Source organism: Pseudoalteromonas sp. SG44-8, assembly GCF_014164125.1.
Lineage (GTDB): Bacteria > Pseudomonadota > Gammaproteobacteria > Enterobacterales > Alteromonadaceae > Pseudoalteromonas > Pseudoalteromonas rhizosphaerae.
Window position 1 is genome coordinate 1 of record NZ_JACJEQ010000051.1, and the last position, 10,745, is coordinate 10,745.

12 protein-coding genes and 5 tRNA genes are annotated in these 10,745 nt (G+C 42.2%); 6 read left to right on the plus strand and 11 right to left on the minus strand.

What is annotated here, in order from left to right:
• Nucleotides 1-165 precede the first annotated feature (165 nt).
• From H5163_RS20480 to dnaQ, 7 genes are all read right to left on the minus strand, one after another.
• Nucleotides 166-242, minus strand: a tRNA-Asp gene (locus H5163_RS20480).
• A 38-nt stretch (nt 243-280) separates the two neighbouring features.
• Nucleotides 281-357 (minus strand) — tRNA-Asp (locus tag H5163_RS20485).
• 31 nt (nt 358-388) lie between these two features.
• Nucleotides 389-465 (minus strand) — tRNA-Asp (locus H5163_RS20490).
• A 41-nt stretch (nt 466-506) separates the two neighbouring features.
• Nucleotides 507-583: transfer RNA gene (locus H5163_RS20495), tRNA-Asp, on the minus strand.
• A 27-nt stretch (nt 584-610) separates the two neighbouring features.
• Nucleotides 611-687: transfer RNA gene (locus tag H5163_RS20500), tRNA-Asp, on the minus strand.
• 98 nt (nt 688-785) lie between these two features.
• Nucleotides 786-2,162: a TIGR03503 family protein gene (locus H5163_RS20505; protein WP_149982935.1), complete on the minus strand. Its 1,377-nt coding sequence runs from the start codon at nt 2,160-2,162 to the stop codon at nt 786-788.
• An 8-nt stretch (nt 2,163-2,170) separates the two neighbouring features.
• Complete coding sequence (gene dnaQ, locus H5163_RS20510) at nt 2,171-2,884, minus strand: DNA polymerase III subunit epsilon (RefSeq protein ID WP_145241655.1); 714 nt, start codon at nt 2,882-2,884, stop codon at nt 2,171-2,173.
• Between the two features lie 68 nt (nt 2,885-2,952).
• Between dnaQ and rnhA the strand changes: the two genes are divergently transcribed.
• Together rnhA and H5163_RS20520 are read left to right on the plus strand one after the other, a co-directional pair.
• Nucleotides 2,953-3,420 (plus strand): ribonuclease HI, encoded by a 468-nt coding sequence (gene rnhA / locus H5163_RS20515; protein ID WP_145241653.1) that lies wholly within the window; start codon nt 2,953-2,955, stop codon nt 3,418-3,420.
• Nucleotides 3,421-3,505: 85 nt separating this feature from the next.
• Entirely contained in the window at nt 3,506-4,369 is an 864-nt protein-coding gene (locus tag H5163_RS20520; RefSeq protein WP_182735851.1) for an MBL fold metallo-hydrolase, read from the plus strand.
• On the opposite strand, the gene H5163_RS20525 is transcribed toward H5163_RS20520, so the two are convergent.
• On the minus strand, nt 4,340-5,098 hold the full coding sequence (locus tag H5163_RS20525) for a class I SAM-dependent methyltransferase (RefSeq protein WP_145241649.1): 759 nt from the start codon (nt 5,096-5,098) through the stop codon (nt 4,340-4,342). The two genes, H5163_RS20520 and H5163_RS20525, sit on opposite strands and share 30 nt — an antisense overlap.
• Before the next feature lie 52 nt (nt 5,099-5,150).
• On the opposite strand from H5163_RS20525, the gene gloB reads away from it, so the two are divergent.
• Nucleotides 5,151-5,936, plus strand: a complete 786-nt coding sequence (gene gloB, locus H5163_RS20530; RefSeq protein ID WP_145241647.1) for a hydroxyacylglutathione hydrolase — start codon at nt 5,151-5,153, stop codon at nt 5,934-5,936.
• A 157-nt stretch (nt 5,937-6,093) separates the two neighbouring features.
• A complete protein-coding gene (locus tag H5163_RS20535; RefSeq protein WP_182735852.1) occupies nt 6,094-7,680 on the plus strand; it encodes a LysM peptidoglycan-binding domain-containing protein in 1,587 nt (528 codons plus the stop codon).
• A gap of 50 nt (nt 7,681-7,730) precedes the next feature.
• Here H5163_RS20535 and H5163_RS20540 read toward each other — a convergent pair whose 3' ends face one another.
• The 3 genes from H5163_RS20540 to H5163_RS20550 are packed head-to-tail and all read right to left on the minus strand — an operon-like array spanning nt 7,731 to nt 9,257.
• Nucleotides 7,731-8,180 carry a flavodoxin gene (locus H5163_RS20540; protein ID WP_182731914.1) on the minus strand — a complete coding sequence of 150 codons (450 nt, stop codon included), beginning with the start codon at nt 8,178-8,180 and terminating at the stop codon, nt 7,731-7,733.
• The gene (gene truC / locus H5163_RS20545; RefSeq protein ID WP_145241641.1) at nt 8,180-8,944 is read right to left on the minus strand and encodes a tRNA pseudouridine(65) synthase TruC; all 765 of its coding nucleotides are present in this window, start codon (nt 8,942-8,944) and stop codon (nt 8,180-8,182) included. Before truC ends, H5163_RS20540 begins: the two co-directional genes overlap by 1 nt.
• The gene (locus H5163_RS20550) at nt 8,937-9,257 is read right to left on the minus strand and encodes a YqcC family protein (protein WP_182731913.1); all 321 of its coding nucleotides are present in this window, start codon (nt 9,255-9,257) and stop codon (nt 8,937-8,939) included. The genes truC and H5163_RS20550 overlap by 8 nt, the downstream gene beginning before the upstream one ends.
• Before the next feature lie 104 nt (nt 9,258-9,361).
• Between H5163_RS20550 and H5163_RS20555 the strand changes: the two genes are divergently transcribed.
• Nucleotides 9,362-10,390 (plus strand): DUF3549 family protein, encoded by a 1,029-nt coding sequence (locus H5163_RS20555; RefSeq protein ID WP_145241667.1) that lies wholly within the window; start codon nt 9,362-9,364, stop codon nt 10,388-10,390.
• Nucleotides 10,391-10,690 carry a DUF3301 domain-containing protein gene (locus H5163_RS20560; RefSeq protein WP_145241637.1) on the plus strand — a complete coding sequence of 100 codons (300 nt, stop codon included), beginning with the start codon at nt 10,391-10,393 and terminating at the stop codon, nt 10,688-10,690.
• Nucleotides 10,691-10,745 lie beyond the last annotated feature (55 nt).

A 10,745-nucleotide genomic window follows, 5' to 3' on the forward strand; every position in this document is an offset into this window, starting at 1 on the left:
GTGGTATGTTCATAGGGTAATGCAATTTGTAGTTTTTTTACTGATATCGAGTGGGGCAGGGGACGAGACTCGAACCCGCGACCCCCGGCGAGACAGGCCAGTATTCTAACCAACTGAACTACCACGCCGCAGAGATATCATTATACTTGTTATTACTTAATTTGTTGGCGGAGTGGACGGGACTCGAACCCGCGACCCCCGGCGTGACAGGCCGGTATTCTAACCAACTGAACTACCACTCCAGCATACAAATTTTGTAATATAACATTGTTTAAATAGTTGGCGGAGTGGACGGGACTCGAACCCGCGACCCCCGGCGTGACAGGCCGGTATTCTAACCAACTGAACTACCACTCCAGCGCATATTTAAACTGTTATTTTTTCTTATTGGCGGAGTGGACGGGACTCGAACCCGCGACCCCCGGCGTGACAGGCCGGTATTCTAACCAACTGAACTACCACTCCATAATAAGAATATGTTTTACAACCATATGTTGTGTAAGTGTTGGCGGAGTGGACGGGACTCGAACCCGCGACCCCCGGCGTGACAGGCCGGTATTCTAACCAACTGAACTACCACTCCAGCGTCTACTTACAAATTGTCGAAAATTGGCGGAGTGGACGGGACTCGAACCCGCGACCCCCGGCGTGACAGGCCGGTATTCTAACCAACTGAACTACCACTCCACATTTTCGTTGCTGTCTGAGTCTCCCCTGACAGCGGCGTGAATAATACGAACCAACCCCTACTTCGTCAAGGGCTTTTTTGTTTTTTTACAGGTTTTTTAGTCATCTGACATCGAAAGGTTTAAAATTTCACCGGATCTATCACTTTTTGAACCATTTTTGTCGAGTTCTTTTTTTTCATTACTTTGCGGCTCATTTTCAACTGCTGTTTTTTTCTTCAAAAATGGTAAGTTGATTTTCGGCATGATTGATTTTTTCTGCACAAATACACGAATTGCTAACCAACCCAACAGCAAAACCAGTAAATTCCCGCCAACAATTAAACTAATAAATGTAATTGTTGCCATTGATTCGGCTTCCTTAGCAACTCTTTCTATTTCTTGTTGCTGTGCTGGGGTAATAATTGGTTCTGGTAATTCAGGCACCACTTCTATTGGTCGTTCTATTTCAAATTTATAGGTCGGTAAAGTCGCCATAAATTCGCGCCCATTAACATTAGTACCAAAAACAGACAGTTCAATACTGTATCGCCCCCAATCATAATTTTTAATCGTCAGCTGACGGGTCAAACTGTTTTTAGCATCAAGCGTAAACATTTGCTCTTCATTATTGGGGTAATAAATTTTACCTTGGATCAATACCGTATCTGGTTGCACTATTTGGTTATCGAGGGTAATGGTTAATTGATGTTCTTGCAGGTCATCTTCGGCTAAGGCGATTTCATAACTAAAGGGGGGTTCTTTAACTTCGATAAGATCTTGCACGACGGTGCGCTTTAATAATGGGGTTTCAATATATAGCTCTGGTCGCCATTGTCCGGCTGGGAAAACTAATTTAAATTCACCGGTAAAAATACCATCTTTAGGGCGCTCATCGAAACCACGGCCATCGTCTTTAAATTCAGCAACATTCTGAGTGCCAGCGCCAAAGTTTGCAAAGTCACTGTTATTGGTGCTAATAAAGTCAACATTTAAACTGACCACATCCCGAAACAAGCCCACTTGAATCGGCTCACCATCATTTAGTATTTGCCCTGTAATTTTAACTGTTTCGCCACGAAACAGTAATGGGGGTAATGGTTCGGCTTGTAATTCTACTTCTCCTAACACCACAATCCGGCTTTTCGGCAAAATACTACCAACGACCTGCCAAGGCCCAGGCATTGGCTGCTTAATAGTAATCAGATCATAACTTAGCTCATCAAACCATTGTAGGTTGTCATCTTTTCTCGCCGAGGTTGCATAATATTTACTGCCATCGGGTTTTACCAATACCACTGCTGGTGCACCGGGCTTGCGAAAAAATAATAAGGTGATTTCGTCAACTTTATAATCAATACGAAAACGATTTTCCAGTAAAGGAATTTCATTTTGCCGCCCATCGCGCTGCAGTAAGGTTATTTTATCTTCATTTGTTGCACTGCTGGTGTTTGGTAACATCATAACCAAGCACACAACTAACATTATGCTTCTCATGTTTTGCCTTATTCGGCGCGCCATATACATTGACCACCGGCTTCGTTGACTATATTTAATCGCTCTTCGTGAGCGAGTTGCTCATCATTATTGGCTTGTAAGACCACCAGCGGTGGACGGTTTGAATCTAAACGACGCAGTTCTTTTTGTTGTTGCTCACTGCCTTGATTTTTATTTTGATTAAGATTGAGCTTTACCTGCCCCCCCGTCATCGCTAAATAAACGTCAGCTAAGATCTCAGAATCCAGTAGTGCGCCGTGTAAGGTACGCTTAGCGTTATCTACATCATAACGCCGGCATAACGCATCTAAGTTATTCTTCTGTCCTGGATGCAAGTCACGCGCCATTTTGAGGGTGTCGAGAACTTGGCAGTAATCATGGGTTTTTTGATAACCTTGATTGAGCAACGCAAATTCATTATCCATATGACCGACATCGAACGGCGCATTATGAATTACCAGCTCCGCCCCTCTAATATAGTCGAGAAACTCTTGAGCTATTTGATGGAATAACGGTTTATCACGTAAAAACTCATTAGTGATACCATGAACATCAATGGCTTCTTCGTCACTTTTGCGCTGTGGGTTGATATAAACGTGAAAGTTATTGCCGGTTAAACGACGATTCACTAATTCCACACAGCCAATTTCAATAATACGATGCCCTTGTTTAGGGTCGATGCCGGTGGTTTCTGTATCTAAAACTATTTGTCTACGTGCCATATCGAATTTAGCCTGACTCTGGTATCTTTCTATAATCACTTTATTGTACATAAGATCAAGGGAAAACAGTGCAAAAAACCGTAGAGATTTACACCGATGGCTCATGTTTAGGTAATCCGGGCCCCGGCGGTTATGGTATTTTTATGTTTTATAATGACCACGAAAAAAAATTAAGCCAAGGCTATACCCTCACCACCAATAATCGAATGGAAATGCTCGCAGCAATTGTTGCTCTTGAGAGTTTAAACCGCCCGTGTGAGATAAACCTCACCACCGACAGCCAATACGTGAAACAAGGTATTGAATCATGGCTTGCTAACTGGAAGAAGCGAGGCTGGAAAACGGCTGCTAAAAAACCAGTTAAAAATGTCGATTTATGGCAGCGTCTTGATGCAGCCTGCGCCCGTCATAATGTGACTTGGAAGTGGGTAAAAGGTCATAGCGGCAATAAATACAATGAAATTGTTGATGATTTGGCGCGTGATGCCGCTGGCAGTAAAGATTTATTAGTCGATGAAGGTTACAACCCTGAATAATATTAGTAGGTAATTCATCATAAACCATTTAACAACTTAGTTATATGATATAAGATTTGGATATATTAAATAATGGAGTTGTTAAATGGCTATCTCGATCGAGTCTTTTTTTCATCAGCAAAGTGCTACCTTTACTTATTTAGTGTCTTGCCAAACCACTAAATCTGCCATGTTGATCGATGCCCCTGCTGACTTTGATGCTGCTAGCTGTACGTTAAGTTTTCAAACCGCCGACGAGATCATTGCCCATATAAACGATAACCAACTTATTCTTGAGTGGGTTTTAGAAAGCCACGCCCATGCAGATCACATTACTGCCGCCAGTTATATAAAGCAGCAACTTGCGACATATCATCCTTGCAAGTTAGCAACGGGTAAAAAAATAATACAAGTGCAAAAACATTTTAGCCGCCTGTATAATATTAATATGCCATGTGATGGCAGCCCATTTGAACAGCTATTTACTGATAACGAGCATTTTGCACTGGGCGCACACAAGGTTACTGTATTAGCGACTCCAGGCCATACTCCAGACAGTGTGTGTTATTTAATTGAAGGCAACTTGTTTGTTGGTGACACATTTTTTATGCCCGATAGCGGTACTGCACGCTGTGATTTCCCAGGTGGCAGTGCCAAAACGCTTTATCAGTCACTGCAACGTATTTTAGCCCTGCCCGATGAAACTATTTTATGGATGTGCCACGACTATCAGCCGGGTGATCGCCCACTTGCCAATAAAACATCGGTACTCGAGCAGCGCACCAGTAATATTCATCTACAAGCCTCTGAGCAAGATTACATAACAACCCGTAGCGCCCGTGATGCAACACTCAGTGCACCTAAATTATTGCACCCAGCAATACAAATGAATATTCGCGCAGGCCAATTACCAAAAGCACAGCAAAACAGTCAGCGTTATTTAACGCTTCCGCTCACAGTGTTGCTTTGAGGTTTGCCGTAAACCAGCTCCTTTTACTGGAGCAAACTGTGGACGAGCGTGCCATTTAGGCTTTATGGGTGTCAAAGGCGCAACTCGTTTACGAGCGACCAACATATACACACTTCCCATGGGTTTTAGATATTGCTTGGTAAAACGTCGCCATGGCGCAAACCGCGATAAACGGTTGCCTCGTGCTAATGACGAATAAATAAAACGTTCATCACTGACTATTTCAAAACCTAATAGGTTAAGCCAATCTTTTACCCGTGCGGGAGTGAAAAAGCGTCCCGTCCATGGCAACTTTTGACCGCTAAAGGGCAACAACTGCGCAAGTCCACATAAACTAAATGGGTTAAACCCGGTGATCACCATATAGCCACCTGGTATTAAGGTGCGGTGTGCTTCACGTAATATATGATGCGGATCGGTGTGATACTCTAAGCAATGACTTAATATACAGGCATCAACACTGTGCTCGTAAAAAGGGAGTTCATCTATATCGGCAACAACACCTGTAAATGGTCCTGACTCTGCTACGCAGACTTGGTGTTTAATGGTACTTTTACTGGTATTAAGTTCGCCACTGAGATTACCGAGTTTTAACATGTGATAGCCAAACATCCGCGGTAACCACTTGGCCATTTTACGTTCTATATCACTACGTAAATAGTCACCATGAGGAAACTCTTGCCACGACAGTGGTTTGGGTCCTTCTTGAAAACTAAGGGCTGGTTTCATGCGCTGAGCTCGTTATACTGTTTGATATCGTCACTTTATAGAGCAATGTCACATGGTGCAAGTCAAAGCAATTAAAGCCTTTTCTGATAATTACATTTGGTGCCTTAGCGATCCTACAAGTTCGCAAGCATGGGTAGTTGACCCAGGTCAAGCTGAACCAGTGTTAACTTATTTAAACCAAGCTGGTTTGACCTTAGCGGGTATTTTAGTTACCCATCATCATTATGATCATACTGATGGCGTAGCCGCTTTGTGTGAAAAATTTGTGGGCATTGATGTATATGGCCCACACAATAGTCCATTTAAAGGGATCACAAAACCATTAATGGACGCGGATAAGATAACCGTACTTGGGACAGAATTTTCCATCATAACAACACCTGGACATACCTTAGATCATATTTGCTATACCCACCCTGCTCTCGCTTTTACTGGCGATACATTATTCAGTGGTGGTTGCGGACGCTTATTTGAAGGAACAGCAGAGCAAATGTACCACTCATTTAACAAACTAAAAGCGCTACCGCATGATTGTAAAATTTATTGTACTCACGAATACACCCAAGCTAACTTAGCATTTGCATTAGCCGTTGAACCGGATAATCAAGACTTGCTCAACTATTCACACTGGGTTGACGAGCAACGTAACAACGACTTAATCACTTTGCCGAGTACTTTAGGGCAAGAGTTAAAAATAAACCCGTTTATGCGTAGCGAGCTGCCAAGCATTACCACGCTATTGCCTGCACAATTTAAAGGACTCAGAAAAAACTCAGCACAAAAAACTGAACCTTGGCAAAACTTCGCAGGTCTGAGAACCTGGAAAGATCATTTTTAATATAATAAACCTGCCCTGTAGTTAATAAATCTAAGCAGATTATTTAGTTAGCTGGTAAACAGCGGCATTGTTGCATATTTTAAACGGTCATAAAGTGGTAATACCGACTCATAACGGGTAGTATTCGCCGAGTTTTTTACCTGATGTATTGGTATTTATGAATAAATCCCCCCTCGTTTTAGCCTTGGCTTTAGTGCTAAGTGGTTGTCAAACCTTGACATCAACACAATCTGATGACGCTATCGTCAATCAAGCAGAGCAGCCACAACTTAATGGCGCCAGCCCACACGATATCAGTGAAGCATTGATGATCAATGCACAATACCAACAAGTTAACGACTTGGATGATGCACCACCCGTTTTTGATGATGTGTGGGAGCGAATTCGTTACCAATTATCAATTGAAGTGCCGCAAAATCGCCCAGTTGTCACTGAGCGTAATTATTATGCTAAACATCAAGCTTATCTAGATCGCATCTCAAAACGCGCGGAACCTTATCTACATTTTATTGTAGAAGAAGTTGAAAAGCGTGATATGCCAATTGAAATAGCATTACTGCCTATTGTTGAAAGTGCCTTTGACCCGTTTGGCTACTCATACCGAAGTGCATCGGGTATTTGGCAATTTATGCCACAAACTGGTGAGCGTTTTGATTTAAAGCAAAACTGGTGGTACGACGGTCGTCGTGACATTGTACAATCAACCCGTGCGGCGCTTGATTATCTATCTTATTTACATAAAACCTTAGAGGGTGATTGGCTCAACGCCATTGCGGCCTATAACTCAGGTGAAGGGCGTTTATTACGCGCCATAAAAAAGAACCGTAAAAAGCACTTGCCTACTGATTTTTGGTCTCTTGATTTACCAAGTGAAACCACCGCCTATGTGCCAAAGCTATTAGCATTATCAGATTTACTAAAACGCCAAGATGACTTTGGGGTAAAGTGGAACCCGATTATCAATGCACAAGTTGTTGAAGCCGTTGATATAGGTTCACAAATTGATTTAGCACTTGCTGCGGATATGGCTGACATTAGCCTGACTGAATTGTATCGTTTAAATCCTGGCTTTAATCGCTGGGCAACGGATCCAAATGGTCCTCACTTTTTATTATTACCAATAGACAAAATTGAGCAGTTTCAACAGTTATTAGCTAAAACAGCGATGAAAGATCGTCTGCGTTGGCAACAGTATATTGTCGCAAGCGGTGACAGCTTATCGGTAATTGCGAAGAAGTTTGCCACCAGCACCAGCGCTATCAAATCACTCAATAAACTAAAGTCAAATACCATTCGTATTGGTCAGCAATTATTAGTGCCGTTAAGTGACGGTGCAATTAATAGCGAACACCTACCAAAACAAATGCGTATGGCGGTGAATAACAATAGTCAAAAGAAACTGTCTCATACGGTTAAAAGTGGCGACACTTTATGGGATATAAGCCGAGAGTACGATGTAACCATTAATGAACTCGCTAGCTGGAATAAACTTAAAAAGAATAGTGTATTACGTTTAGGCCAAAAGTTAACGGTTTATCAGAGCCCTAAGACCCCTAAGGCGGCGTTAGTCAGTACCGAGCGGACAATCACCTATAAAGTTCGCCGTGGTGACTCTCTGGCTCGCATCGCAGCTAAGTTTAACTTAACAGTAAACGATATTATCAAATGGAATAACTTAGCAGGACAAAAGTACTTACAACCAGGGCAAAAGTTAAAGCTTAAAGTGGACGTAAAAAGCACCTAAGCGAAATAATACAGACAATAAAAAAGAGCGTTTTCGCTCTTTTTTATTGTCTAATGAGGTAACTTAGCTAACCACTCTTGGAGCCATGGCTGAGTTACTGGCCAAGGTTCAAAATCTTCACAGGCATCAATTTCTAAACGATGGCCGATAGGTTGTGCTTGTAAGTCACGAAATAACTCATCAAAACTTCGCCCTGCACCACAAAACGTATCACCATAACTTCGGTCGCCCATAGCGATAATACCGTATGGCTTAGCAGTTAACATAGGAAAAGTGCTATTCAACTCGTTAAAAAAACCAGCAAGGTTGTCAGGAATATCACCTTGCCCGGTAGTTGAAGTGATAACTAAAATATGTGTGGCTTGTTGAATATCTGCAATGGTTGGTTGATCGACTAAATTTACGCTGTGCCCTGCTTGTTCTATTGCGTCAATAACTTCGTCACTTAAACGCTCGGCACCGCCATATACACTGCCTACAAATATGCTAATCGTTGCCATTAATAATCCCTCTCTTGATGTGGCCAGCCAAGCTGTTGACAAATAGTGAGCATTTCTTCACCTAGCGGCGCTTTAATATTGATCTGTTGTTGAGTATAAGGGTGCACAAAATTAAGCTCAGTTGCAAATAACATTAATCGACGTAATGCAAAATGCTCTCTAAAAAATTGGTTATGCTGATTATCACCATGATTAACATCACCAATTATAGGCAGTGATAAATGTTTTAAGTGACGGCGGATTTGATGCTTACGACCAGTTTTAGGAAAGCACTCCACCAGCGAATAGCGCACTGTTGGGTATTTATCAATTGGTATCGGTAACGTTGCTTGCTGCAAGCAGTTAAACAGAGTTTGTGCCTCTTGTGGGGCTTTATTTTGATCAGCAAACTTATCCGCAATTTTATCCAGCTGTTCTTTTAGTGGCTTATCTAAAAACACCGACTCCGGCGCAAAACCACGCACTAACGCGAGATAGCGTTTAGAGATTTGATTATCAATAAATAACTGATTAATGTCCCGTGCAGCTTCAGAGCTCAATGCAAACAGTAAGACGCCCGATGTAGGCCTATCTAAACGATGCACAGGGAACACATGCTGGCCAATTTGATCGCGCAGCATCTGCATCGCAAATTGTGTTTCATGTTTATCTAAAAATGATCTGTGTACTAATAAACCAGAAGGCTTATTAATTGCGATATAGTTTTCATCACGGTATAAAATTTCAAGCTCAGCAAATTCAATTGGCTCAGGGCGTTCACTCATGGCTGCTTCCTAGTACATTATCAAACTCTGTGAGTAACGCGATGATGGCATCGCCTCCAGCCTTTTCAGTAAGCATTAACTCAGCCATCGGTGCAATTGCAAAATTACTCGGTAACGGCTGCTGTTTAGCAACTAACATTTGCATTTTTTCAATAAATACAAATTGTAACCACTGCTCAAACGCCATAGTATCGTGACAAAATGGCACTGTTGAGTTTAACGCTTGCGGATCAATTGGAGTATTTTGCCAAAGTTGATGCTGTTTTAATAAGTCTTCGAGTTGCGTTAAGTAAGTTTGGGTCTGTTGGTACATAACCACCCTTGTTGATTATCATTGCTTGATTATACCCTGTTCCCACATGGCCTGCTATGGCGTATAATTTAACGAATTTTGCAGTAAAAAATCAGTGGATCATTATGACCGAGCAGATCGCAACCTTAGGGCAATTACTTGATGGCGCAGGTACAAATTGGCGCGCTTTTGATATTGGCAGACATATTACCAAGCTAGATAAAAAGCAATTTTTAGCCATTGAGCAAGCACAGATCCCCTATCCTTTCCCGCTCGCAGGCCATGCATGGTTAGCTATTCAGTTTTGGGATAGCAAAGCCAGTAGCGAGCCCTACGTGTGGTTTTTAAAGTTTCCAGTTGATGAGCAAAGCAAACTGGTATGCGCCAGTCGCGATCACTTTGCCAATATGGTGATAGAAGCACTTGGCAATGATTTGACCGGCGAGCAAGCCGACGGGAAGCTTGATAATAACCCATATGTGTTTACACCTAACGCAAATAAACTAGCTGCATTTAATGCACAGTTAAAAGTGTTATTAAAACAACCTGCCTCACAATATTATGAGTACACCCAACTGTATTTTAGTGGCAAACTAGGGTTTGATAATTGGCAAAGTGTTGCAGTACAGGGGATTGCTGATTTTGCATTACGCTTAGATAGCGATAAAAATCTAGCGTCATTACAACAAGCCTGGGAGCAACTGCCAGCTGAAGTGTTACAACCGCTCAGCGCAATGCTTGAACATGTTGAAATACCGCCGGTATTTAGTCAACAGTTGTTAAGCTACGCCCAGCAAGCCATTGCGCAAAAAGATACCTTAGCACTGTGTTGTGCCCTACGTGCAATGTCAAAAGCACAAGCGCAAACACTTACGGTACAATTAGTGGATACTCTTTTAGATTCAGAAATCGCCACAGAATCGGATGTTTTACTGACCATTGCAGGACGTTGTTTTAACTTGCTCACTGATCCCGAGCGGTTACATATTTTTATGGACAATTGCGCCCACCATCAGCAAATTGAAGAGCTTTTCCCAAGTATTTTTGCTGACTTAGTTGCAATACCGAGTATTCGACCACACCTATTAGGTTTACTTCGCAAAGAAAATCGCAGCGAAACCCTCGCGCGAGCAATTGGAAGGTTATTCTCGTAAATGGCAAGTTTATGGACATTCATTATCATTGGTGGTGTGATTTATCTTTTTTGGCTTAATCGTAAAGTTGCTGAAGCTGCCAACGCACACGCAAAACGTCAAAGCGACCAGCTACAAGTGCAATTAATGAGTGTCGCCTGCACTAAACGCCGCTTTGGCCTTTTAAAAAGCGGCAAACCTGGTATCAAAAGCGAGTTTATTTTTGAATTTTCCAGTGATGGTGAAAGCGTTTATCAAGGGGTGTTATTTATGGAAAATGAAATGCTGAAAAGCGTTTTAGTGCCGCCGCATAAGATTTAGTAGTGAGTTAGTGAGTTAGTGAGTTAGCAAGTTTGCGAGTTAGAAAGTTTGCGAG

Excerpts from the sequence above, each read along its gene's own strand:
- H5163_RS20505 (WP_149982935.1), bottom strand. The coding sequence starts at position 2,162 with ATGAGAAGCATAATGTTAGTTGTGTGCTTGGTTATGATGTTACCAAAC.
- dnaQ (WP_145241655.1), bottom strand. The coding sequence starts at position 2,884 with ATGGCACGTAGACAAATAGTTTTAGATACAGAAACCACCGGCATCGAC.
- H5163_RS20520 (WP_182735851.1), top strand. The coding sequence starts at position 3,506 with ATGGCTATCTCGATCGAGTCTTTTTTTCATCAGCAAAGTGCTACCTTT.
- H5163_RS20525 (WP_145241649.1), bottom strand. The coding sequence starts at position 5,098 with ATGAAACCAGCCCTTAGTTTTCAAGAAGGACCCAAACCACTGTCGTGG.
- gloB (WP_145241647.1), top strand. The coding sequence starts at position 5,151 with ATGGTGCAAGTCAAAGCAATTAAAGCCTTTTCTGATAATTACATTTGG.
- H5163_RS20535 (WP_182735852.1), top strand. The coding sequence starts at position 6,094 with ATGAATAAATCCCCCCTCGTTTTAGCCTTGGCTTTAGTGCTAAGTGGT.
- H5163_RS20540 (WP_182731914.1), bottom strand. The coding sequence starts at position 8,180 with ATGGCAACGATTAGCATATTTGTAGGCAGTGTATATGGCGGTGCCGAG.
- truC (WP_145241641.1), bottom strand. The coding sequence starts at position 8,944 with ATGAGTGAACGCCCTGAGCCAATTGAATTTGCTGAGCTTGAAATTTTA.
- H5163_RS20550 (WP_182731913.1), bottom strand. The coding sequence starts at position 9,257 with ATGTACCAACAGACCCAAACTTACTTAACGCAACTCGAAGACTTATTA.
- H5163_RS20555 (WP_145241667.1), top strand. The coding sequence starts at position 9,362 with ATGACCGAGCAGATCGCAACCTTAGGGCAATTACTTGATGGCGCAGGT.
- H5163_RS20560 (WP_145241637.1), top strand. The coding sequence starts at position 10,391 with ATGGCAAGTTTATGGACATTCATTATCATTGGTGGTGTGATTTATCTT.